Origin of the sequence: Nonomuraea sp. CA-141351, from assembly GCF_050944675.1 — a bacterium.
Lineage (GTDB): Bacteria > Actinomycetota > Actinomycetes > Streptosporangiales > Streptosporangiaceae > Nonomuraea.
Genome location: NZ_CP191982.1, coordinates 3,239,199 through 3,263,843, shown reverse-complemented (window position 1 = coordinate 3,263,843; position 24,645 = coordinate 3,239,199). Strand labels below are relative to the sequence as shown.

16 protein-coding genes are annotated in these 24,645 nt (G+C 69.8%); 15 read left to right on the top strand and 1 reads right to left on the bottom strand.

The genetic code is table 11. The features are described 5' to 3' along the window. Positions 1-206: 206 nt before the first annotated feature. The 13 genes from ACQPWU_RS15675 to ACQPWU_RS15615 are packed head-to-tail and all read left to right on the top strand — an operon-like array spanning position 207 to position 18,160. Positions 207-2,543: an Ig-like domain-containing protein gene (locus ACQPWU_RS15675; RefSeq protein ID WP_433440560.1), complete on the top strand. Its 2,337-nt coding sequence runs from the start codon at positions 207-209 to the stop codon at positions 2,541-2,543. A 16-nt stretch (positions 2,544-2,559) separates the two neighbouring features. Further along, complete coding sequence (locus ACQPWU_RS15670) at positions 2,560-4,542, top strand: ABC transporter substrate-binding protein (RefSeq protein ID WP_433440558.1); 1,983 nt, start codon at positions 2,560-2,562, stop codon at positions 4,540-4,542. A 9-nt stretch (positions 4,543-4,551) separates the two neighbouring features. After that, a complete protein-coding gene (locus tag ACQPWU_RS15665; RefSeq protein WP_433440556.1) occupies positions 4,552-5,550 on the top strand; it encodes an ABC transporter permease in 999 nt (332 codons plus the stop codon). 6 nt (positions 5,551-5,556) lie between these two features. After that, a complete protein-coding gene (locus ACQPWU_RS15660; RefSeq protein ID WP_433440554.1) occupies positions 5,557-6,687 on the top strand; it encodes an ABC transporter permease in 1,131 nt (376 codons plus the stop codon). Further along, positions 6,662-7,657, top strand: a complete 996-nt coding sequence (locus tag ACQPWU_RS15655) for an ABC transporter ATP-binding protein (protein ID WP_433440552.1) — start codon at positions 6,662-6,664, stop codon at positions 7,655-7,657. Before ACQPWU_RS15660 ends, ACQPWU_RS15655 begins: the two co-directional genes overlap by 26 nt. After that, the gene (locus ACQPWU_RS15650; protein ID WP_433440550.1) at positions 7,654-8,694 is read left to right on the top strand and encodes an ABC transporter ATP-binding protein; all 1,041 of its coding nucleotides are present in this window, start codon (positions 7,654-7,656) and stop codon (positions 8,692-8,694) included. Before ACQPWU_RS15655 ends, ACQPWU_RS15650 begins: the two co-directional genes overlap by 4 nt. Continuing rightward, the gene (locus ACQPWU_RS15645; protein WP_433440547.1) at positions 8,691-9,731 is read left to right on the top strand and encodes a sialidase family protein; all 1,041 of its coding nucleotides are present in this window, start codon (positions 8,691-8,693) and stop codon (positions 9,729-9,731) included. The genes ACQPWU_RS15650 and ACQPWU_RS15645 overlap by 4 nt, the downstream gene beginning before the upstream one ends. Continuing rightward, complete coding sequence (locus ACQPWU_RS15640) at positions 9,728-10,909, top strand: sialidase family protein (protein WP_433440545.1); 1,182 nt, start codon at positions 9,728-9,730, stop codon at positions 10,907-10,909. Before ACQPWU_RS15645 ends, ACQPWU_RS15640 begins: the two co-directional genes overlap by 4 nt. Continuing rightward, the gene (locus tag ACQPWU_RS15635) at positions 10,906-12,336 is read left to right on the top strand and encodes an ABC transporter substrate-binding protein (protein ID WP_433440543.1); all 1,431 of its coding nucleotides are present in this window, start codon (positions 10,906-10,908) and stop codon (positions 12,334-12,336) included. Before ACQPWU_RS15640 ends, ACQPWU_RS15635 begins: the two co-directional genes overlap by 4 nt. 13 nt (positions 12,337-12,349) lie before the next feature. Further along, a complete protein-coding gene (locus ACQPWU_RS15630; protein ID WP_433445218.1) occupies positions 12,350-13,726 on the top strand; it encodes a DUF5060 domain-containing protein in 1,377 nt (458 codons plus the stop codon). Then, positions 13,723-14,724 carry a DUF5605 domain-containing protein gene (locus ACQPWU_RS15625; protein WP_433440541.1) on the top strand — a complete coding sequence of 334 codons (1,002 nt, stop codon included), beginning with the start codon at positions 13,723-13,725 and terminating at the stop codon, positions 14,722-14,724. The genes ACQPWU_RS15630 and ACQPWU_RS15625 overlap by 4 nt, the downstream gene beginning before the upstream one ends. Then, positions 14,721-16,847 (top strand): hypothetical protein, encoded by a 2,127-nt coding sequence (locus ACQPWU_RS15620; protein ID WP_433440539.1) that lies wholly within the window; start codon positions 14,721-14,723, stop codon positions 16,845-16,847. The genes ACQPWU_RS15625 and ACQPWU_RS15620 overlap by 4 nt, the downstream gene beginning before the upstream one ends. Beyond that, complete coding sequence (locus ACQPWU_RS15615) at positions 16,844-18,160, top strand: glycoside hydrolase family 28 protein (RefSeq protein WP_433440537.1); 1,317 nt, start codon at positions 16,844-16,846, stop codon at positions 18,158-18,160. The genes ACQPWU_RS15620 and ACQPWU_RS15615 overlap by 4 nt, the downstream gene beginning before the upstream one ends. Before the next feature lie 121 nt (positions 18,161-18,281). On the opposite strand, the gene ACQPWU_RS15610 is transcribed toward ACQPWU_RS15615, so the two are convergent. Then, the gene (locus ACQPWU_RS15610) at positions 18,282-20,156 is read right to left on the bottom strand and encodes a glycoside hydrolase family 127 protein (protein ID WP_433440535.1); all 1,875 of its coding nucleotides are present in this window, start codon (positions 20,154-20,156) and stop codon (positions 18,282-18,284) included. Positions 20,157-20,259: 103 nt separating this feature from the next. Here ACQPWU_RS15610 and ACQPWU_RS15605 point away from each other — a divergent pair, with 103 nt between their 5' ends. Continuing rightward, positions 20,260-21,966: a hypothetical protein gene (locus tag ACQPWU_RS15605; RefSeq protein ID WP_433440533.1), complete on the top strand. Its 1,707-nt coding sequence runs from the start codon at positions 20,260-20,262 to the stop codon at positions 21,964-21,966. 2 nt (positions 21,967-21,968) lie between these two features. Beyond that, the gene (locus ACQPWU_RS15600; protein WP_433440531.1) at positions 21,969-24,632 is read left to right on the top strand and encodes a family 78 glycoside hydrolase catalytic domain; all 2,664 of its coding nucleotides are present in this window, start codon (positions 21,969-21,971) and stop codon (positions 24,630-24,632) included. The last annotated feature ends 13 nt before the right edge of the window (positions 24,633-24,645 follow it).

The window sequence follows — 24,645 nt, the reverse complement described above, 5'->3', positions numbered from 1 at the left end:
CCAGGGTGCCGAGGCATGGGTGGTTTACCTCATTCTCTGGCTGCGTTGGAAAGCGCTCTTGACAGTCACAACAGTGTCGTTCACGATGTGATGAATCCACTCCATTCATGGCTGAATAAAAATTCTCACCTAGCGGCAGCGTGGTCCGGAGTCGTGCCGAAGGACGGCACAGCCCTGTCTATTCGGGCGGAAAGAGAGCGTTTCCCATGACCGAGGCTCTTGGCTTCGATCGCCAGCAATCAGAATTCAGTCGCCGGGATTTCGTGCGGTCCGCGGCGCTGGTCCCGCCCGCCGTGGCATTGGCGGACATGTCCGGCACGGTGGCAACGCCCAGTCCGAGCCCGAGCGCCAGCCCCACCATCGCGCCGAAGGCGAAGGCGAAGGGCGTGCCCGCCTTCCCCGGCGCCGAGGGAGCCGGGATGTACACGACCGGCGGCCGAGGCGGCGCCGTGTACGAGGTGACCACTCTCGACGACGATGGCCCCGGATCATTACGCGAGGCGGTGGCGAAGTCCGACGGGACGGTCGTCTTCCGGGTCGCCGGGAACATCAAGATCAAGGGTGGGCTCGACATCACGGGCTCGAACCTCACCATCGCCGGCCAGACCGCCCCCGGCCACGGCATCACCGTCATCGGCAACGAGTCGCAGATCAAGGGCAACAACATCATCCTCCGCTACCTGCGCTTCCGTGGCGGCGATGAGCTGGGCACCCCGATCGACACGTTCGGCGCCGAGGGCGTGCGGGACATCATCATCGACCACTGCTCGTTCAGCTGGGGCGTGGACGAGTGCTTCTCCGTCTACGGCAACACCAACGTGACCGTCCAGTGGTGCATCATCTCCGAGGGCCTGGTGAACTCGGTGCACCCCAAGGGCCGGCACGGCATGGGCGGCCTGTGGGGCGGCGACACCATCACCTACCACCACAACCTGCTCATCCACGAGAACGGCCGCAACCCGCGCTTCAGCTTCACCGAGGGCATGAGCATGGTGGTGGACCACCGCAACAACGTGATCTACAACCCCGGCATCACGTCCTGCTACGGCGGCGAGTGGTCCAACGGCGTCAACATCGTCGGCAACTACTACAAGCCCGGCCCCAACACGCTGCCCCCGATCGCCAGGACGATCGTGGCCCCCGGCCGGTTCGGCCAGTGGCACGTCAGCGGCAACACGGTCGAGGGCCACGAGGATATCACGGCCGACAACACGCTCGGCATCACCTACCCGGTCGGCGGCATCACGCTGCTGCCCAGACCGGTGGAGTTCGAGAACGGCATCACGGAACAGACCCCGGCGCAGGCATTCGCGACGGTCCTGGAGCAGGCCGGAGCCATCCTGCCGCGGCGGGACGCCATCGACGCCCGGCTGGTCGACGAGGCGCGCGCCGGCACGGGGCGTCACATCAACTCGCAGAAGGACGTAGGCGGCTGGCTGCCGTTGCCGACCGAGGTGCCCGCTCCTGCCGACAGCGACCACGACGGCATGCCGGACGAGTGGGAGACCGCCCAGGGGCTGAACCCGGAGAGTGCCGACGACGCCAAGACGGTGGACGGCAGCGGGTACACGAACCTGGAGCGCTACCTGAACTCCATCCAGCGAGCCGGGGCCCGCAACCCCGAGGTGGCGATCCTCTCCCCCAAGGCCGACCAGGTGTTCGCGGCGGCCAAGGACAAACAGTCCATCGTCGTCCAGGCCGACGCCAAGGCCCTCGACGGCGCGTCCATCGCCAAGGTCGAGTTCTTCCACGGTGACGAGAAGATCGGCGAGGCCACCGCGGCGCCGTACCAGGCGACCTGGGCGGACGCGACCGACGGCACCTACTACCTGACAGCCCGCGCGACCGACAGCACCGGGTCCGCGACCACCTCGTCACTGGTGCCGATCCATGTCACCCGCACCAGGACCCACAAGCCGTGGACGGCGCAGGACGTCGGCGAGGTGCCCATCGCCGGGAGCACGGCGCTGCAGGACGGTGTGTTCACGCTGAAGGGGTCCGGCAAGATAGCCGGCTGGAAGGACTCCTTCCACTTCGCCCACCAGGCCGTCGGGTTCAGCAAGCGGGGCGAGGTCATCGAGATCACCGCACGGGTGGACGGCATCAGCGCGGGGCACATCGGGGCCGTGGCGGGCATCATGGTGCGCCAGGACCTCGCGCCGAACTCGCCGTTCATGCTGGCCGGCATCGGTTACTCCGCAAGCGGTGATGACGGTGCCGGCATGCGCGCCATGGCCATCAGGGTCGCCTCGAACGGCAACCAGCCCAGCGCCGGCATCTGGCCTGCCGCCGGCGACGATCCGCTTGACCCGAAGAAGCCGTACTGGCTGCGTCTGGTCTGCCGAAGCCTGCTGACCGGAGACAACGAGTTCGAGGCCTTCCTCTCGAAGAACTCGCTGAACTGGGACCGCATCGGCTACGAGCGCATCGCGATGCGGACCGGCCGGTTCTACATCGGCCTCGCGGTCGACGGGAACCAGGAGGCGAACGCCGTACACGCCTACACCTCGGCCACGTTCAGCCAGGTGAAGGTCAATCGTTAGAACGGGAGTACCCCCCATGACAAACCAACCGTTGACGAGGAGGAACCTGCTCCGCGGCGGAGGCCTCCTCCTCCTGGCGACCAGCACCGGATGCAGCTTCCTCGACACCAGCCCCGACACGGGCGGCGCCGCGCAGGCCGCCGACCTGTCGGCCAAGGAGGCCCCCGCGCTGGCCCAGCTGGTCAAGAGCGGCAAGCTGCCGCCGCTCGAGCAGCGTCTGCCGAAGAACCCCCTCGTCGTCACGCCGCTGAAGGAAGCGGGCAAGTACGGCGGCACGTGGACCTCGGCCCTCGTCGGCGAGGACGACATCGACTGGCTGACCAGCACCCTCGGGTACGAGCCGCTCGTCAGGCTCAAGCCCGGCACGAACGGCCAGAAGGGCCCGGACGACATCGTGCCCAACGTGGCCGAGTTCGAGGTCAAGGACGGCGGCCGGGAGTACGTCTTCCGCCTCCGCGAGGGCCTCAAGTGGTCGGACGGCCAGCCGTGCACCGCCGACGACATGATGTTCGCCTTCGAGGACGTGGCGGCCTACCACGACCTGCACACCACCGGCATCTACGACCTCTACCTGGAGAACGGCAGCACCACCGAACGGGTGAAGGTCGAGAAGGTGGACGAGCGGACCGTCCGGTACGTCTACAAGGAGCCCAAGGCGGGCTTCCTGTTCCAGATCGCCGTGGCGACGTTCGAGCGGCCTGGCGCGAACGGGTTCCTGCTGCCCAAGCACTACCTCAAGCAGTTCCACAAGAAGTACAACCCGGACGCCGACAAGGTGGCGAAGGAGGCGCAGCTCGAGGACTGGACACAGCTGTTCATGCAGAAGCAGGACTTCTGGCACAACGCCGACCAGCCCACTCTGCACGCCTGGAAGGTGAGCAACGCGATCGGCCAGGGCACGGCGCTGGTGGCCGAGCGCAACCCGTACTACTGGAAGGTCGACCAGCAGGGGCGCCAGCTCCCGTACATCGACCGGTTCAGGGCGGAGATCCTCAACGACGTCCAGGTCGAGCTGTTGAAGATCATGAACGGCGAGCTCGGCATGCAGCTGCGCAACTTCAACACGCCGGAGAACAAGCCGCTGGTGGCGCAGAACGCGGCCAAGGGCAAGTACCGGATATTCGACGTGGCGAGCCGGCTGAGCAACACGATGATCATCCAGTTCAACCAGACGTTCGCGGACGACGGCCTGCGCGAGCTGTTCAGGAACAAGAACTTCAGGATCGGGCTGTCGTACGCGATCAACCGCAAGGAGATCATCGACGGCGTGTACGCGGGCCAGGGCGAGCCCTGGCAGGGAGCCCCGTCCAAGCGCAACGTGGTCTACAACGAGACGTTCGCCAAGCAGTACACCGAGTTCGACGCCGCGAAGGCGAACGAGCACCTGGACAAGGCCGGCCTGACCAAGAAGGACGCCGACGGCAAGCGCCTGGGCCCCGACGGCAAGCCGCTGGTCGTCACGATCATGGCCAGCACCGAGTTCCCTCACCACACCGCGGCGCTGGAGTTCGTGAAGAAGGGCTGGGAGGCGGTCGGGGTCGGGCTCCGGGTGGACCCGGTCGCGGACACGCTGTTCACCGAGCGCTCGATGGCGAACCAGCCGCAGGCCTCGACGTACACCTGCAGCGACTTCGACATCATCACGGGCACCGGCGGAGACCACTACTACGTGCCGAGCAACAACGGCAGCGCGCGCTACGGCATCCGCTGGGCGCAGTGGTACAGCAGCAACGGCAAGTCCGGCGACGAGCCGCCCAAGGAGGTCCGTGACCAGCTCGAGGCGTTCACCGCGATGCGCACCGAGTACGACTCCACCAAGGCGATCGAGTCCGCCAAGAAGGTCGTGGAGATAGCGTCGCAGCAGTTCTACGCGATCGGCATCAGCACGTACCCGGACGAGTACGGCATCGTCTCGAACAGCTTCAAGAACGTGCCCGACTCGATGGCCAGCGCCCAGATCACACCCGGGCCGACCCAGCCCGAGCAGTACTCCCTCTGAGGGGCCGACGTGCTTGGTTACTTGGGCCGCCGCCTGGTGTACGTGGTGGTGACGCTCTGGGCGATCTCGATCGTCACGTTCGTCATCATCAACCTGCCGCCGGGCGACTACGTCTCGACGCTCGTCGCGAACGCGCAGTCGGGCGGCGAGAACATCCCCCCGGCGGAGATCGCCAACCTCAGGCACCGGTACGGCCTGGACCAACCGCTCGTGGTGCAGTACTGGGGCTGGATCACGGCGATCGTCTTCCACGGGGACTTTGGTCAATCGTTTGCCTGGAACCAGGCGGTCTCCACGCTCATCGGCGAGCGGATCGCCCTGTCGGCGGTGTTGTCGATCAGCTCGCTGCTCATGGTCTGGGCGATCGCGTTCCCGATCGGCATCTACAGCGCGGTCAAGCAGTACTCGTGGGGCGACTACACGGCGAGCTTCTTCGGGTTCATCGGCATGGCGGTCCCGGAGTTCATGCTGGCGCTGGTCCTCATGTACGTGGGCTTCCGCTTCCTCGGCCAGAGCGTGGGCGGCCTGTTCTCCCCCGAGTTCCAGGACGCGTCCTGGAACCTGGGCAAGGTCCTCGACCTGCTGAGCCACCTGTGGGTCCCGATCGTGGTGATCGGCGTGTCGGGCACCGCGGGCATGATCCGGGTCACCCGGGCGAACCTGCTGGACGAGCTCTACCGCCCGTACGTGCACACCGCCAGGGCCAAGGGCCTGCCTGAGTGGAAGCTGCTCCTGAAGTACCCGGTGCGGATGTCGCTCAGCCCGTTCTTCAGCACGGTCGGCTGGCTGCTGCCCGGCCTGATCGGCGGGGAGACGATCGTGTCGGTGGTCATGAGCCTGCCGACCGGCGGCCCGCTGCTGCTGCGCGGCGTCATGAACCAGGACATGTACCTGGTCGGCAGCTTCATCATGATCCTCAGCACGCTGACCGTGATCGGGACCCTGCTGAGCGACCTGGCGCTGGCGTGGTGGGATCCGCGAATCCGCAAACGGTACAAGAGAGAGTAGCGCCGCATGTTCCTCAGGCGACCGACCAAGGAAGTGGGAACGCTGCCGCAGTGGCGGCTGATGTGGCGGCAGTTCCGCAAGCACCGGCTCGCGCTGGCCGGCGTGGCCATCCTGGTGCCGGTGTACTTCGTGGCGATCTTCGCGGAGTTCTTCGCGCCGATGTCCAGCTCGACCGCGAACACGTCCATGACGTACGCGCCGCCGCAGGTGCTGCGCTACTCGGGTGACCTCGGCCTGTACGTGCAGGGTTACCGGACAGAGCGCGACCCCAAGACGTACGAGCAGCGCTACACCGAGGACCCCGGCAGGCGGACCGACGTCGGGCTGTTCGTGCACGGCGACGAGTACAAGCTGTTCGGCCTGATCCCGTCGGACATCCACCTGATCGGCCCGGTCGCCAAGGGCGAGCCGGTCTTCCTCCTGGGCTCCGACCAGAACGGGCGCGACCTGCTGTCCAGGCTCATCCACGGGGCGCGGGTGTCGTTGTCGATCGGCCTGGTGGGCGTGGCGGCGAGCTTCTTACTCGGCATGCTCATAGGCGGCATATCCGGATATTTCGGGGGCGGCGTGGACAACGTCGTGCAGCGGGTGATCGAGTTCCTCATCGCGATCCCGACGCTGCCGCTGTGGATGGCGCTCTCGGCCGCGCTCCCGACCGACTGGGGGCCGCTGACCAGATATTTCGCGATCACAGTGATCCTGTCGCTGATCGGCTGGACCGGGCTGGCGAGAGACGTGCGCGGGCGGTTCCTGTCGCTGCGCGAGGAGGACTTCGTCATGGCCGCGCGGCTGGACGGCGTGGGCCGGCTGTCGATCATCTTCCGGCACATGATCCCGTCGTTCGCCAGCCACATCATCGCGTCTCTGTCGCTGGCCATCCCGGGCATGATCCTCGGCGAGACGAGCCTGAGCTTCCTCGGGCTCGGCCTGCAGGCGCCCGCGGTGAGCTGGGGCGTGCTGCTGGAAGGCGCGCAGAACGTGCGCGTCGTGGCCAACGCGCCGTGGTTGCTGGCACCAGGCGTCGCGGTGGTGATCGTCGTGGTCGCCATGAACTTCTTCGGTGACGGCTTGAGAGACGCCGCCGATCCGTACGGGAACAGGAGGATTCGGCGTGGCCGCAGACGACGTGCTGCTTGAAATCGAGGACCTGCACACGCACTTCCTCCTGGACGACGGCGTGGTGTCCGCTGTGGACGGCGTGGACCTGCGGGTGCGCAAGGGCGAGACGCTGGCCATCGTCGGCGAGTCCGGCTGCGGGAAGAGCGTCATGGCGCGCTCGATCCTGCGCCTGGTGGACCCGCCGGGCCACATCGAGGGCGGGCGGATCACCCTGCACCGTGAGGGCGGCCCCGTCGAACTGGTCGGCGCGGACCGCAGGCTGCTGCGGCAGATCAGGTGGAACGACATCGCGATGGTCTTCCAGGAACCGATGGCGTCGCTGAGCCTGGTGCACACGATCGGCAGCCAGATCGTCGAGGCGGTCCGGCTGCACGAGAACGTCGGCAAGGCCGCCGCCCGGCAGCGCGCGATCGAGATGCTCGACCGGGTCGGCATCCCCATGCCGCAGCGCCGGGTGGACGCGTACCCGTTCGAGCTGAGCGGCGGGATGCGGCAGCGGGCGATGATCGCGATGGCGCTGTCGTGCCGGCCGAGCCTGCTCATCGCCGACGAGCCGACGACCGCGCTGGACGTGACCACCCAGGCGCAGATCCTGGAGCTGCTGCGGGACCTTCAGGCGGAGTTCGGCATGGCGATCATGCTGATCACGCACGACCTGGGAGTGGCCGCGCAGGTGGCCGACAGCATGGCGGTCATGTACCTGGGCCGGGTCGTCGAGTACGGGTCGGCCGAGCAGGTGCTGGCCGCGCCCCGGCATCCGTACTCGAAGGCGCTGCTGCGCTCGATGCCCCGGCTCGGGCGGGCCTCGCGCACGCGGCTGACGGCGATCAAGGGCATGGTGCCGCCGCCGTTCAACCGCCCGGGCGGATGCACGTTCCACCCCCGCTGCGACGCCGTCATGGCCGGGAAGTGCGACACGGTGCCGCCGCGCCGGGTTCCGGTGGGCGACCGCGAGGTCACCTGCCTGCTCTACGAGGAGGAAGCGTGAGCACCGAACCTCTCCTCAGCATCGAGGGGCTGACCAAGCACTTCCCGATCCGCAGCGGGCTGCTGGGCCGCCAGGTGGGTGCGGTGAAGGCCGTGGACGAGGTGGACCTGACCATCGCGGCGGGCAGCACGCTCGGCCTGGTCGGGGAGTCCGGCTGCGGCAAGACCACGCTCGGCCGCTGCATCGTGCGGGCGCACGACCCGACCGGCGGGCGCATGCTCTACCGGCGGCCGGACGGCTCGATGATCGACGTGGCCGGGCTGAAGGAGAAGGAGCTCAAGCCGTACCGGGCGCAGGTACGGATGATCTTCCAGGACCCGCACTCCTCGCTCAACCCGCGCAAGACCCTGCGCGAGATCATCGGCGAGCCGATGCGCGCGCACGGGTACGGCACCAAGGAGGAGATCCACCAGCGGGTCGGCGAGCTGCTCGACCGGGTGGGCCTGCGCCCCGAGTACGCCAACCGCTACCCGCACGCCTTCAGCGGCGGCGAACGTCAGCGGGTCGGGATCGCGCGGGCGCTGGCCCTGTCGCCCCGGTTGGTGGTGGCCGACGAGGCGGTGAGCGCGCTGGACGTGTCGGTCCGCGCCCAGATCCTGAACCTGCTGACGGACCTGCAGGAGGAGTCGGGCCTCGCCTACCTGTTCGTCAGCCACGACCTCGGCATCATCGAGCACGTCGCGGACGTCGTCGCGGTCATGTACCTGGGCAAGGTCGTCGAGCAGGGCCCCACGGAGGAGCTGTACGCCCGGCCGCGGCACCCGTACACCGAGGCGCTGCTGTCGGCGGTGCCCGACCCCGACCCGGCGGCCAAGCGGCACCGGGAGCGGATCAAGCTGCTGGGCGACATCGCCGACCCGGCGCACGTGCCGCCGGGCTGCCCGTTCCATCCGCGCTGCGTGTACGCCAAGGACACCTGTCGTACGGACGCGCCGCCGCTGCGCGAGGTCGGGGGCCGCCGGGTGGCCTGCCACTTCGCGGAGGAGCTGGAGCTGCGGGGCGTGCCCGACCCGGACGTGCGCGAGGTGACCGCATGACGGACCCACGTTTCGACGGCATCGTCCGCCCGTCCGCCGTCCTTCCGAACGCGCGCGAGGCGCTGCTGCCCGCGCCGCACGGCCCCGACAACCACGCCGCCAATCTGCTGCGCACGCGCGACGGCGAGCTGCTGTGCACGTGGTTCAGCGGCCCCCAGGAGGGCCATCCCGGCACGAACGTCGTGCTGTCGCGGCTGACCGGCGACCGCTGGGAGCCACCCCGGATCGTCGCCGCCGACCCCGGACACAGCGAGCAGAACCCGGTGCTGTTCGAGAGCGACGGGCTGGTCTGGCTGCTGCACACCTCCAGCGAGCCGTACGACCAGACGACCGCGCACGTCGTGGCCAGGACCTCGGCGGACGCGGGACGTACGTGGAGCGGGCCCCGCGTGCTCTTCGCCGAGCCAGGGACGTTCGTCCGGCACCCGCCGCTGATCCTGGACGGCGGCGACTGGCTGCTGCCCGCCTACCACTGCGGGAAATCCGGCGACCGCAGCGTCGTCAAGGTCAGCGCGGACGGCGGGCGGACGTGGGACGAGCACGAGGTCCCCGGCAGCCGCGAGCTGGTGCAGATGACCATCGCGGAACGCCCTGACGGCGGGCTCCTCGCGCTGTTCAGGGACCGGAGGGCAGGGCGCATCCACGCCTCGGCCTCCGCCGACGGCCGGACCTGGTCCGCCCCCGAGCGGACCGACCTGCCGAACAACGACTCCTCCGTCCAGCTCACGAGGGTGGGTGGAAGGCTCGCGCTCGTCTACAACGACGCGAGCCTGGAGCGCGACCAGTTCAGATGGGTGACCAAGAACGGGCGGCAGCGCAAGAAGGCGCTGCGCACCCCGCTGGTCCTCGCGGTGTCGGAGGACGGCGGCGCCTGCTGGCCGTACCGGCAGGTGCTGCAGGACGCCGACCCCGAGTACTGGCAGAACGAGCTCGGCTACTCCTACCCGAGCGTCATCGACGGCGGCGGCGGGCGCCTCCACGTCGCCTTTTCCTACCTGCGGAAAACCATCAAATACCTGGAGATTGGCCAGCCATGAGATTCAGGCAGAGCATTTTGTACGGCGCGATGGCGGCAGCCGTGGCCGTCCCGTCGTACTTCACCGACGACGGCGGCGGCGAGGTGCGGGTGGAGCCCACCGGCTCCTACGCCTGCCGCCAGGACGTGGCCGCCCCCGACCCGAACGTCCCCAAGGTGCACGCCGCCGCCATCGCGCAGGCGCCGACGGGCGACATCCTGACCGTCTACTACGGCGGCACCTCCGAGGGGGCGCCCAACCAGGCGCTCTACCTGTCGCGCCTGGCGGTGGGCAAGAAGACCTGGTCGGCGCCCGAGGTGGTGTTCGACGAGCCGGGCAAGGCCGACGGCAACCCCGTGCTGTGGTCGGACGGCAAGCGCCTCTACCTGTTCTTCGTGACGATCGAGGGGCACGGCTGGGAACAGGCCCCGATCCGGCTGATCACCTCGGACGACGACGGCCACACCTGGAGCGATCCGACCTACATCCGCAAGGAGTGGGGGTGGATGGTCGGCACCAACCCGATCCGCATGTCGAACGGCGAGGTGCTGCTGCCGATCTACGACGAGGCCGGGTCGAGCTCGGCCTTCTACGTGTTCAGCCAGGACATGAGCACGTGGAAGGCGTACCCGGAGGAGCACACGAGCTGGATCCGCACGCCGAAGGGCTCGATCCAGCCGACGGTCGTGGAGGTGGAGCCGGGCAAGCTCATGGCGTACATGCGCACCGGCGACGGTGCGATCTACCAGAGCCAGTCCACCGACTTCGCCCGCACCTGGAGCGCTCCCGTGGCCGAGCCCATCGGGAACCCGAACTCGCGGATCGCCGCGCTCAAGCTGGACGACGGCAAGCTGGTGCTGGCCTACAACCCCTGGGTCGAGCACCGCTCCCCCATGCGGCTGTCGCTGTCGCCGGACAAGGGGCGGACCTGGGAGAACTCGGTCGACGTCGAGGCCCAGTCGGGCCCGCAGTTCACCTATCCGGTGATGACGCAGAGCAGCGACGGCTTCATCCACATGGTCTATTCCTACAACCGCAACAACATCCGGCACGTCGTGTTCAACGAGCAGTATCTCCGCGACTCCGTGGGCCTGCTGTCCAACTGGCCCCAGCACACGATCACCGAGTTCAAGAACGGCGTGCGCCGCAACGTCGTGCCCAAGTGCAGTTACACGCCTACCAAGGGGGAGACAGAATGAACAAGAAGGTCCGCGGGCTCGCGCTGCTCGCACTCGCTCTGACCGTAACCGCCGTCCCCTCCAACGCCTCGGCGGCCGCCTGCAAGGACGTGCCGAACAAGTACAACAAGCCGTTCAGCGTCTGCGACGACGAGCTGTTCATCTTCGCGGCCAACTACAAGCCGTTCGAGGCCACCGCCGACGACAACCGGCAGGCGAGCAAGGTCTTCGACGAGGTCATCGGCAACAAGCTGCGGGCCGCGTTCCCCAACGTCAAGATCAAGTACGCGACGTGGGACTACCCGGTCCGCTACGAGGACCTGAAGAAGGCCGGCGTCACGCCCGACATCGTCATCGACGACCCGCGCACCCGCATCGACCGCGACCTCGAGCCGCTGGGCTGGGTCGGCGACCTCACCCCATCGCTGCAGCAGGCCGGCATCGACCTGAGCAAGCTGAACCAGGCGGCCGTCGAGCTGGTCAAGTCGCGCTCCGACGGCGGCGTCTACGGCGTGCCGCTCTTCATCGACGAGCACGTGCTGCTCTACAACAAGAAGATCTTCGACAAGTTCCGGGTGTCCTACCCCAAGGCCGGCATGACGTACGACGATGCGTACAAGCTGGCCAAGAAGCTGACGCGCGACGACGGGCTCGACCACTACAAGGGCTACATGCAGCACCCCGACCAGTACCTCGACTTCAACCAGCTCGGGCTCTACCCGTTCCTGCCGACGACGAGCGAGGAGCCCAAGCCTGAGGACGTCAAGGTGAGCGTCACCGGTGACGGGTGGAAGCAGCAGGTGGAGAGCCTGTACCGGTTCCTGATGATCCCGCGCAACGAGTTCACCACCGTGAACGACTTCATGAAGGGCGACATGGCCAAGCCGGGCCACCTGGCCATGGCTGTGGACACGCTGTCGCGGCTGAACATGTACGCGGGCCGCGAGCTGTTCATCGAGGACGGGGACGAGGAGCAGTTCAAGGAGGACGCGAAGAGCGTCGACATCGGCGTCTCCACGGTGCCGGTGCTCAGCCAGGGCTCGAAGGCGGTCTACCAGCCGAACACGCGGGCCGCGTTCATCCCGCCGGCGGCGGCTCACAAGGACCAGGCGCTGCAGGCCGTGAAGTGGCTGGTGTCAGAGGAGGCCCAGACGGAGCTGTCGAAGCAGGGGGTCAAGGCCGTGCTGCAGACGCCGGACGTCGTGTCGAACTTCGGCAAGAGCGTCCCCGAACTGGCGAACCTCGACACCTCGGCCGTCTACTGGGGCGAGAACGCCACGGTGAAGAACTACCAGAACACGGAGTACTGGGACCTCCCCCTGTGGCAGGTCTTCCGCCAGCACATCCTGCGCGACGGCATGACCCCCACACAGTCGCTGACCGTCACCGAACAGGACGGCATCCCCGCCTACATCAAGGCACAGGCCGCAGCCGGGAAGGACTGGTGACCCTTTGACCACCGTGGAACGCTGGGGCGTCCACGAGCTCGAGCTGGCCGGTCCTGCAGGCGGCAACCCCTTCGCGGAGGTCCGCCTGTCGGCCCGATACCAGTTCCGCAATCGCATCGTAGAGGCCGAGGGCTTCTACGACGGCGAAGGCGTCTACCGCATCCGGTTCATGCCGGACGCGGTGGGTCCGTGGAGCTACACGACCGTGAGCAATGTGACCGAGCTGGACGGGCACACGGGCGCCTTCGAGGTATCGCCTGCCTCCGAGGGCAACCACGGCCCCGTGCGGGCCTGCGGCATCGACTTCGAGTATGCGGACGGCACGCCGTACCTGCCCTTCGGGACGACCTGCTACCACTGGACGCACGACATGGACGAGGAGCGCGAGCAGCGCACGCTGCGCACGCTCGCGGCCTCGCCGTTCAACAAGCTGCGCATGTGCGTCCTGCCGACCGGCGCGATGATGCCGCCCGAGGTGCCGTTCGCCGGGCATGACCCCGACGGGCTGGACAAGACCCGGTTCAACCCGGTCTTCTTCCGCCACCTGGAGTCCCGTATCCAGGATCTTCGCGACTCCGGGATCGAGGCCGACGTGATCCTCTTCCATCCGTACGACGGGGGTCTGCGCGGCATCGAGGACATGGGGCGGGAGACCGACCACGCCTACCTCAGGTACGTCATCGCCCGTCTGGCCGCCTACCGCAACGTGTGGTGGTCGGCCGCCAACGAGTACGACTTCAACAAGTCCAAGACCGTCGAGGACTGGGACGACATCCTGCGTACGATCGCGCGACTGGACCCGTACGAGCACCTGCGCTCGATCCACAACGGGACCCGCATGTACGAGATCGCGACCCTGTACGACTTCACCAAACCCTGGGTGACGCACCAGAGCATCCAGCACTGGGACGTCACCCCGACCGACGAGTGGCTGCGCGCCTGCCCGAAGCCCGTGGTGCTCGACGAGATCTGCTACGAGGGCAACCTCGACAAGCGCTGGGGGAACGTCACCGGCGAGGAGCTGGTGGACCGGTTCTGGGAGGGCATGACGCGCGGCGGCTACGTCGGCCATGGCGAGTCGCTGCTCGGCTTCCAGGACCGCGCCTGGATCAGCAACGGCGGCGGGCTGTTCGGCGACAGCCCGGCCAGGATCGCCTTCCTGCGGCGCATGGAGGAGAGCCGCGGCGACGCCCTCCTGCGGTACCTGGGGCGGCGGCAGCAGGCCCAGGTGACGGTCGAGCTGCCGGCTGACGGCCCCTACCGGGTCGAGCTGATCGATACGTGGAACATGACGATCACCCCGGTGGACGGGGAGCACAAGGACCGGGTGCGGGTCGCGCTGCCGCGCCGCCCGTACCTGGCGCTGCGGATGACGAGGGTTTCGCAATGATCATCAAGGGGATGGCGACGACCGCGCTCGCCTGGCACCTGCAGGATGACAAGCGGCGTGCGCACACGCTCGCCACGCTGGAGTCCTCGCCTTTCGACCGGGTGCGGATGGCTGCCCTGGCCGGCCGGTGCACGCTCGACTCGCTGGAGGAGCGGGTGGCGCAGCTGGCCGGGATCGGGGTGACCGCCGAGCTGGTGCTGCTGCATCCGGACGACGGCATCACGGACGTGGCCGCCGCGGCCCGCTGCCTGGAGGAGGTGGTGCCGCGCCTGGCGACCCACCCGAACGTGTGGTGGTCACTGTCGGCCGACCCGTCGCGCTTTCCCGGCATCTCGGAGCATGACTGGGTGCGCCTGGCCGACGTGGTGGCCGAGGAGGACCCCGGCCACCATCCCTTGTCGATCACCGTCCCGGCCGATTCGCCGCTGTTGTGGAGGCGTGCCTTCACCCACGGCAGCGTGACCGCGCGCAGTCCGCGCGACGCGTGGGTCCAGACCCGGGACCACCACAAGCCGGTCGTCATGGACATGTGCGGTTATGAGGGTGACTCGTCCGATCCGTGGCTGAGCCTGACCCCGCAGGAGGTCGTGGCCCAGGCGTGGGATGGGGCAGTGCGGCGGCGGTGCGTGACGCATGGGGAGTCGTATGTGGACGAGGACGGGCTGACCTGGTCGGAGAGCGGCGGGGCGCTCGTCGGCGACGCCGTGCCGCGGCTGCGGCTGCTGCGGGAGGTGCTCGTCGCCATCCCGGACGAGGCCCGTTACGTCGATCGCGACGCTCCGATGCTCGAGCTGCCCGGGGAGTTCTACCTGGAGTTCTGCGGGGAGCATCGGTTCCCGCAGCGGTCGTACGACGTGCCTGCCGGGCGGTACGAGGTCGAGGTGATCGACACATGGGAGACGACGGTGACGCCGCACGGAGTTCAGGAGGGCCCGACGGTGACGGTCGCGCTGCCCGGGACGGCCGGGCAGGCCATTCGGCTACGGCGGGTGCCATGACGTCGGCGCGCGAGTCACCGGACCAGCAGTCCGGCGACCGGACCGGAGCCGGCGTGCTCGCCTCCCTTTCCGAGCCCGGCGGGAAGGTCGTCGAGGTGGTGGCAGGGCCGGGTGGGCCGGAGGTGCTGCTCGGCCATCGCGACGCGCACGCCCCGCACCTGCGGGTGCCGCTGCGTGGTCTGCTCACCGCCTCGACCGGGCGCCCGTGGCGCATCGAACCCCCCGAGCCCGGCACCGTCGACCTGCGCCAGGCGACGCTGTCCGGAGCAGGCACGCCCCATGGCGTCCCGCACGCGGGGGGCGCGGGCAGGGTCGCGGTGGTGACGGCGCCAGCCGGGGCGTTGACCGCGTACCTGGAGCTGGCCTTCGCCCCCGACGGCTTGCTCACCCTCACCACCACCTGGCGCAACGACTCCGGCACCGAGCTCACCGACATGGCGGCCGGCCTCCTGCTCCCCCTCCCCACCCAGGACGCCCACGTCACCATGCCGGGCGTGCTCTACAACGACAACCCCTCTTCGGACCCCAGTCGCGAGGTCCCCCACATCGGGTACGTCTGCGAGGAGCACCGCCTGCCCATCCCCGCCGTCAACGCCGCCTGGGACGACCGTTACGTCAGCCTCTTCGCCCACCCCGAACCCGCCCGCTCGGAAGAGGACGGCACGGTCGCCTACGGCTCACTTGGCGTCATCCGGTCGCCGGGGGTCACGGTGACGGCGATGACCGGAGTGATCGCGTTCGACGGGAAGCCGGACGTCTGCTACGTCAGCAAGGCCGAGGTGGCGGACCGCCCGATCGGCTACCGGGACCTCGCCCCGGGAGCGACGATCACCACCCGCCACACGCTGGACTGGGGCTCGGTCGAGCCGCGCGGCTTCGGCTTCAGGAAGCTCGTGCACACGGAGCTCTATCGGGAGGAGGCCGCCAGGCCGCTGTCGGCGGACGACATCGTCCGGCTCAAGACCAACGCCATGGACTCGCGCTGGAACGGCGACGGCTACCTCGCCTACGAGGGCATCCGCCACGGCCGCCCCCGCTCGTACCTGTACGGCTGGACCGGCCAGTGCATGAGGCTGGCCCTGTGCGACGCCCTGCTCGGCATCGAGGAGAACCGGCCGGAGCGGATCGAGCGCGCACGCCGCGCCGCGGACTTCTACGTCGAGGGCAGCGCGACGCCGGTGCGCGGCCTGCGCTCCGCTCGCTACCTGGTCGACGACGGCAGATGGGAGATGTTCCGCAAGGACGGCCCGGAGAACTGGGGCGAGTTCGTCTCCAGCCGCGCCCACGGCGAGACGATCGCCGACCTGGCCGGGCTGGCCCTGCGGTTCAGGGAAGCGGGCCTGGAGGTGCCGCCGGAATGGGAGGAGGCGGTGGAGGACGCCGCCGCGATCTTCTGGCACACGCGGCTGCCCGAGGGCGTCGTCCCGGTCGGCTGGACCCCGATGGGGACTCCGGTCTCGTCGATGGTCAGCGCGGCGGGGATCTCGTGCGTGCAGGCCATGCTGGGCGCGTACCGGCTGAGCGGCGAGCGGGTGTGGCTGCTGCGGGCCGAGGAGGTGCTGGCCCGCTACCACCGGCTGCACGCGGCCACGTTCGAGCGGCCGTTCGCGCATGCCACCCTGGACGCCTCCGGCGAGGACAAGGAGGCCGGGATGTACTTCTTCCTGGCCGCCCACGAGATGTACCGGCTCACGGGGCGCGAGACGTACGCGGAGTGGGCGGAGGCGGCGGCCGACTGGCTGCTGACGTTCGTCTATGTGTGGTCGCCGGAGTTCGGCAAGGGCAGCACGTTCGAGCGGCGCGGCTTCAAGGCGTGCGGCTGGCCGTCGGTGAGCGTGCAGAATCACCACCTCGACGTGTTCTTCCCGACCTCCGAGCTGATGGAGTTCGGCCTGTTGACCGGCAAGCCCCGGTACGCGGCCAGGGCCGAGACGATCCTGCACGCCATGGGCCAGGGCATCTGCCAGGAGCCAGGCGACTGGGGCTTCGACGTGCCCGGCGAGCAGGGCGAGGGGTTCTTCCAGACCAACTGGCAGCGCAAGGGCGAGGCGAACACCTGGAACCCGTCCTGGGTGATCGCGCTGCCGCTCTACCACGCGCTCCGTATGAGGAAGGCGTCATGACAGAGGAAGAGGCCTGGCGGTACGCGGACGAACTCCGGGACCGGGTGCGTCCGCCGGAGTTCCCCGACCGCTGGCTCGACGTCACCGAGTTCGGCTCGGGAACGGAGGCGTTCCGCGCCGCCATCAAGGCATGCCATGAAGCGGGCGGCGGCCATGTGCGGGTGCCCCCAGGGACGTACCTCACCGGCGCCATCCACCTGCTCAGCAACGTGGACCTGCACGTGGAGCAGGGCGCGACGATCCTGTTCAGCGCCGACCCCGCCGACTACCTGCCGGCCGTCTACACCCGCTTCTCGGCCATCGAGTGCTACAACTACTCGCCCTTCATCTACGCCTACGGCCAGGAGAACATCGCGGTCACCGGCGCCGGGACGCTGGACGGCGGCGCGGGGCTCGAGCACTGGTGGCCGTGGGTGGGCACGCCGGAGTTCGGCTGGCGGCCGGACACGCCGCACGAGGCCGAGGACTGGGCCGAGCTGCAGCGCATGGCCGCCGAGGGCGTGCCGGTCCAAGAGCGCGTCTTCGGGGCCGGTCACTACCTGCGGCCGAACATGATCCAGCCGTACCTGTGCAGGAACGTGCTGGTGGAGGGCGTGCGGATCGTGCGCTCCCCCATGTGGGAGATCCACCCGGTGCGGTGCGAGAACGTCCTGGTGCGCGATGTCTCGATCTACTCGCGCGGCCCGAACAACGACGGCTGCGACCCCGAGTCGTGCCGGTCGATGGTGATCTCGGGGTGCGTGTTCGACGTCGGGGACGACTGCATCGCCATCAAGGCGGGCCGCGGCCCGGACGGGCGGCGCGTTGGGGTGCCGTGCGAGGACGTCCTGATCGAGGACTGCGAGATGCGGTACCGGTACGGGTCCGTCGCGATCGGCACGGACACCACCGGCGGGATCAGGAACGTGTTCGTGCGGCGGTGCCGGTGGGGTGGGCCCGGGTTGTACTTCGGGCTCTACATCAAGACGAACTCGGTGCGCGGGGGGTTCGTGGAGAACGTCTTCGTGAAGGACATCGAGATCAGCGAGCTGACCAAGGAGGCCGTCTCGATCGACCTTTACCACGGGGACGGGCACGACGGGGATGATCCGCCGCCGATCCGTAACGTGCACGTGGCGGGGGTGCGCAGCGATCGCACGCGCAGCGCGTACCTGCTGCGGGGGTATCCCGAACAGCCGCTGCGGAGCATCTCGATCAGGGACAGCTCGTTCGCGCGGGTGGAGCGGGCGGACGTGGTGAGCGACGTGGAACGTCTGTCCGTCACGGGCGTCGCGGTGAACAACTCTCCCTCGGAGCATGCGACCGGACAATGATCAATGTCACCACCAGTGGATCGCTGGCCATGCCCGGACGGCTGCGTCGTTGCTCGAGGCCGGCCTGACCCATGCGCGGTTCTCCATCAACGCCGGGAATCCCGACAGCTCGTCCGGGGCGTCAGTGCATGGGTGTCCAGATCGTCATCGGGCCGGCTCCGCGGTTGGCCCAGGCATAGTACGGGACGAACGTGAGATCGGCCGGGCCCTCGTGCGCCGGTTCCAGCGGGGTGGCGGCGGAGCGGTAGGGGAAGCCGCCGTCCTCCTCCCGGTGCACGTGGGCCCGGCCGCGCGCGATGACCGGCACCACCTCGGCGAGCAGGCCGATGATCGGGGCGCCGTCGCGTAGGTCCGACGAGGCCAGGCACAGGTCGTCCACGATGACGCCGGGATGATCGGCCTGCTCCAGGCAGTAGACGAGCGGGCCGCGTTCGACGGCGGCCTGGCCGCGGGCCACGTCCAGCCGGGGCACGGCGGCGGTCAGGCGGGGGCGGACAGCAAGGTCCAGGCTGACCCGGTCGCCGGACCGCCACGTCCGCCGGACACGGTGATAACCACCGGGTCCGGCAGACTGCCCGTCCACGCCCGCCCCATCGGCCCACGCCGGGATGCGCAGGGCGAGCGTCCACGGGCGGTCGGGGGTCTCACGGACCACGATCTCGACGCGGCCGTCCCACGGGTAGTCGGTCTCCACCCCCAGCAGGACGTCCCCCGCCCGGACCGCCCCGTTCGCGTACAGGTGGAGCTGGATCCCCCCGTCGTCCCGGGTGGCGAGGTAGTGGCCGAGTGAGGAGAGCAGGCGCATGACGTTGGGCGGGCAGCAGGCGGTGCCGTACCAGTCTTGGCGGCCCCGGGCGGCGGCGCGGCGGTCGTCGGGGTTGGCGCCGGCGCGCACCCGGAGCGCGTTGACGTAGAAGAACCGGTCGCCGCCGAGGGAGATGCCGGGCAGGACGGCGTTGTAGAGGGTGCGCTCCATCAGGTCCGCGAAGGCGGGCTCGCCGGTGGCGATGAGCATGCGCCACGACCACTGCACGCTGCCGACTGCGGCGCAGGTCTCGCAGTAAGCGGTCTCGGGGGCCAGCTCGTGCGGGCCGCCGAACTGCTCGCCGTACCAGACCGAGCCCAGCCCTCCGGTCAGGTACGTCTTGGTCGCCACCATGTCGCGCCACTGGCGGCCGAGCGCGGCGAGCAGGTCGCCGTCGGCGGTCTCGACTGCGACATCCGTGGCGCCGGCGGCCAGGTACATGGCGCGTACCGCGTGCCCCTCGACCGTGACGGCCTCCCGCAGCGGCACCCGGTCCTGGCGGATGCCCGGCCCGTGGTGACCCTTGAGCGGCAGGAGCTCCCGGCCCCGGGTGGCGACCATGCGGGCGGCCAGGGCGAGGTAGGGGCGGGCGCCGGTCTCGCGGTAGAGCTCGGCCAGGGCGGTCTCGATCTCGGGGTGCCCGTCGAGCGTGTCGGCGGGCAGGTCCTTGACGAGGTGGTCGGCCAAGCGGGTGGCGACGCGCAGCAGCGTGTCGTCGCCGACGGCGCGGCTGCCGGCCACGGCGGCCTGCATGAGGTGGCCCGCGCAGTAGAGCTCATGGCTGGAGGCCAGGTCGGAGTAGCGTTCGCGGCCGGTGAGCTGGGTGTGGGTGTGCAGGTAGCCGTCCGGGTCCTGGGCGGCCGCGACCAGGTCGGCCGCCTCCTTGTACGACCTGGCCAGGTCGTCGCTCTCGGCCTGCCCGCGTTCCCAGGCCACGGCTTCCAGCCATTTGTAGACGTCGGAGTCGGAGAAGACCTTCCCGCGGTGCTCCCCTCCGGCACCGCGGGCGGCCAGTTCCAGGTTGGCGAAGGCGCCGGACTCGCGGACCCGTTCGCCGCCCAGGGGGATCGTGACCTCGCGGTTGACCCGCTGCCTGGCGCCCCAGAAGCCGCCTTCGATGCGCCCTCCGTCAGCGGGTCTCAGGGTCACCGCCGCCTCCGGGCGCGGCCGCACCACCGAATCATCGCTCATACGGCCATCCTGCCTCAGGGCCACATATCCAACAAGATATGAATATTTATGTCCAAGAGAGGGCATGGACCCCAGGAGACTTTGTTGATGCGAAGGGACCCCCATGCCCGAAATTCCCGACACGGTGTTGCTCGAAGAACGGGCCGAGCTGGCGATGAACGCGGTGGCCGGACTGCCTGACCAGGACATGGACGGAATTCCGTACTTCAGCGCCGATCTCCTGGCCCGCCCCGCGTCGCTGCGCCACGGCGACTGGGACTGGGGCTCCAGTCACGGCCGGCTGCTGGACGCCTGCCTGCTCGCCAGGCAGATGACGGGCAAGGACACCTGGCGGGACGTCGAGGAGGGCTTCAGGACCAGGCTCATCGGCTTCTTCGGCGAGGACGGGCTGAGCTACCGGCAGGCCCGCCCCGAGGTGGGCTGGCCGGCCAACGCCAACCTCATCGACCAGCGGGCCGTGCTGCTGTCGCTGACCACCTGGTTCGTCTCCGACGGCGATCCCGAGGCCAAGAGGCTGGTGGACCGGCACGTGGCCGCGCTCAAGCGGATCGCGATCAAGGAGCGGGACGTGTGGTTCTACCCCGCCTCCGAATACACCCCCGGCGGCTGGCCCTCCCCCAACGCGATCGCGCTGCACCTGGCCCCCGACCCGGCCTCGTTCAGCGGCCGGTTGATCATGCCGCTGCTCCGCTACCACCAGGCGACGGGCAACGAGGACGCGCTGGAGCTGTGCGGGTGGTTCGCGCGTCTGATCGTCGAGAAGAGCGGCGTGTACAACGAGGACGGGAGCTTCAACCCGGCCCGCGCCTATCGCAGCGGCCACTTCCACACCCGTCTGGGCACGCTCGAAGGGCTCGCCCGGTACGCCCGGCACACCGGTGACCACGAGCTGACCGCGTTCGTCCGCCGCGCCTACGACTGGGCCCTGGGCCAGGCCACCGCGTTCGGCTGGACGCCCGGCGACCTGGCCGACCAGCGGTACGAGCACGAGAGCTGCTCCTTGGTGGATCTCATCGGCACCGGCACCACTCTGGCCCGCTCGGGGCACACCGCCTACTGGGGCGTGGTCGAGCGGTTCCTGCGCAACCACCTCGTCGAGTCGCAGCTGCTCGACCTGAGCTGGGTCGAGTCCGCGCCCGACGCCTCGGGCGACGAGCCCGGCTGGACGACCCACGTACGGGTGGGCGAGCGCGTGCTCGGCGCCTTCGCCGGGTACGGCGCCCCCAACGACTACGTCTGCGACATCGAGCTGGGCCGCGGGCACACCGCGGACGTGCAGGCGTGCTGCGTCGGCTCCGGCGTGCGCGGCCTGTTCTGGGGCTGGAACTCGATCGTCACCGCCGACGACCGGGTGACCCGCGTCAACCTGCTCCTCACCCGGGCCACCCGGCAGGTCACCGTGCTCAGCCATCTCCCCCACGAGGGCCGGGTGGACCTCGACGTGCACGAGGACCTGCCGGAGCTGCGGATGCGGGTGCCCGGCTGGGCCGGGTACGCCAAGGTCCGCGTCTCCCGTCCCTCGGGCGGCTACGACGGCACGCAGGCCGGGGCATGGGCGCCGGACGGTTACCTGTCGATCCCCGCGCCCCGCCGGGGCGAGCGCGTCACCGTCACCTTCCCGGTGCCGGAGGCGACGAGCACCGAGGTCGCGGCGGGCCGCGAGTACCAGGTGCGCTGGCGCGGCGACGACGTGATCGGCATCAGCCCGGAGGGGACGGCCCGGCCGATGTACAGCGGGCGCAAGGTCCACCCCACGGCCCCAAGACGCGAGTACGAGCTGACCCGCCCGGCGACGGAATGGATGTGGTGACGATGGGCTGGTCCCTTCCCGAGGCTCCTTCTTCAGAGCGCCTGCGGCCGTACGACCTGCGGTGCGAGCATCGCCGCACCCCGCTCGGAATCGGCACCCGTACGCCCAGGCTGGTCTGGCGGCTGGCCTCGGACCGGCGCGGCGACGCCCCGACCGGCCACCGGATCACCGTGCGCGGCCCCGGCGGCGCGCCGGCCTGGGACAGCGGCTGGATCGACGGCCAGGATACGCACGCGTACTACGGCGGGGCGCCGCTGGTGTCGTTCGCCCGCTACACCTGGCAGGTCGAGCTGCGCGACGGCGAGTCCGCGCAGTCGTGGTTCGACACCGGGGTCCTGCACCCCGACGAGTGGCGGGCGGCCTGGATCGCCCACGACCCGGAGACCGAGCCCCCGTTCGAGCCGCCCGCGGACGACCGCGAGCCCCGCACCGATCGCACGGCGCACCTGCCGGCGCCCCGCTACTTCCGCCGGGTCGTCGACCTGCGCCCGGCGACCGCCGTCCGGATCGCCTGCACCGCGCGCGGCCTGTACGAGCTGCGCGTCAACGGCCACCGCGTCGGCGACGGCGAGCTGACGCCCGGCTGGACCGACTACCGGCAGCGCGTCCCGTACCAGGTCTACGACGTCACGGACCTGATCGGGGACGGCCCGTTGTGTGTGGGGGCGGTGCTGGCGGACGGCTGGTGGTCGGGCAGCCTCGGCTGGGACGGCAGGCAGCAGGCGCAGCGCTACGGGCGGGACCCGCAGCTCCTCGTCCAGATCGTGGCCGAGCACGAGGACGGCTCCCGCACGGTGATCGGCTCCGACGGGCGCTGGAGGGAGACGACCGGCCCGCTGCGCTACGCCGACCTGCTCATGGGCGAGTGGTACGACGCCCGGCTGGAGCTCGACGGCTGGGACCTGGCCGGCTTCGACGACTCCTCATGGGCTCCGGCCGGGGTCGCCGACACCGGCACGGACGTGCTCGTGCCCTCGGCCGCCGAGCCCGTACGGGTGACGCAGGACCTGGCGCCGGCCGAGATCCGCGTCCGCGACGGCCGTGCCATCGTGGACCTCGGCCAGAACATCGCCGGCCGCGTCCGCCTGACGGTGCGCGGCGCCGAGGCGGGCACCCGGATCACGCTCCGGCACGGCGAGGCGCTCACCGACGACGGCGACCTCTACACCGCCAACCTCCGTTCCGCCGAGGCCACCGACCACTACGTGGCGGCGGGGCGGCCGGAGGAGACGTTCGAGCCACGCTTCACCGTGCACGGGTTCCGCTACGTCGAAGTCAGCGGCCACGCAGACTTCGACGTCGTGGGCCGGGCGATGCACTCGGACACTCCGGTGGCGGGCGAGTTCTCCTGCTCCGACGCCATGGTGCGGCAGCTCATGAGCAACGTCCGATGGAGCCAGCGCGACAACTTCGTCTCCGTGCCGACCGACTGCCCGCAGCGGGACGAGCGGCTCGGCTGGACGGCAGACGCTCAAGTGTTCCTGCCCACGGCCTGCTACAACGCCGACGTGGCGGCCTTCTTCACCGGCTGGCTGGCCGACCTGCGCTGCGCGCAGGACGCCGTGGGCGGAGCGGTGCCGGACGTGGTGCCGCACGTCATGACCGGGCGGCACGGCACGCCCGGCTGGGCCGACGCCGCCACGGTCGTGCCCTGGCACCTCTACCGGGTGTACGGAGATGAGCGGATCCTGCGCGACAGCTTGCCCAGCATGCGCCAGTGGGTCGACCACGTCGAACGCCACAACCCCGGCCTGATCTGGCGCAATAAGGTCGGCAGCCACTACGGCGACTGGCTCCAGGCGGGGGTCCAGACCTCCCGCGACGTGATGGCCACCGCCTACTTCGCACTCAGCGCGGACCTGACGGCGCGGGCGGCGCGGGTGCTGGGCGACCCGTCGGCCAAGCGGTACGCGGCGCTCCGGGCACGCATCGGAGCGGCGTTCGCGCGGGAGTTCATCGCGGCCGACGGGAAGATCACGGGCGACACGCAGACCGCCTACCTGCTGGCGCTCGCGCACGACCTGGTGCCCGCCGGCCTCGTGCCCGCCGCCGTCTCCCACCTGGTGGCCGACCTGGAGCGGCGGGGGCGGCTGCTGACCACCGGGTTCGCCGGGGTGGCGCTGCTCGGGCCCGTCCTGTCGGAGCACGGGCACGCCGACCTGGCGTACGCGCTGCTGCACGACGACCGATACCCCTCCTGGGGGTACTCGATCAAGCGCGGCGCCACCACCATCTGGGAGCGCTGGGACGGCTGGACGGAGGAGGCCGGCTTCGGCCCCGTCGCGATGAACTCCTTCAACCACTACACGCTCGGCTCGGTCGGGGCGTGGCTGTACGGCGGGGTCGCCGGGCTGGGGCAGGAGGAGGGCTCCGTGGGCTTCCGCCAGCCGCTGATCCGGCCGCTGGTCGGGGGCACGCTGCGGTGGGCCTCCGCCGCGTACGACACTCCGCTGGGGCGGCTGGCCAGCAGGTGGGAGGTGGATGGCGACGTGCTGCGGCTGTCAGTACGAATTCCGCCCGGAGCGGTGGCCACCGTGCACGTGCCCACCACGGATCCCGCGTCGGTGCGTGAATCCGGTGAGCCGGTGGTCGGCGTGGGGCAGACCGGCTCGGCCTTGGTGTGCCGGGTGGAGTCCGGCCGGTACTCGTTCACCTCGGCATGGTGATGTCCGGTGGCCG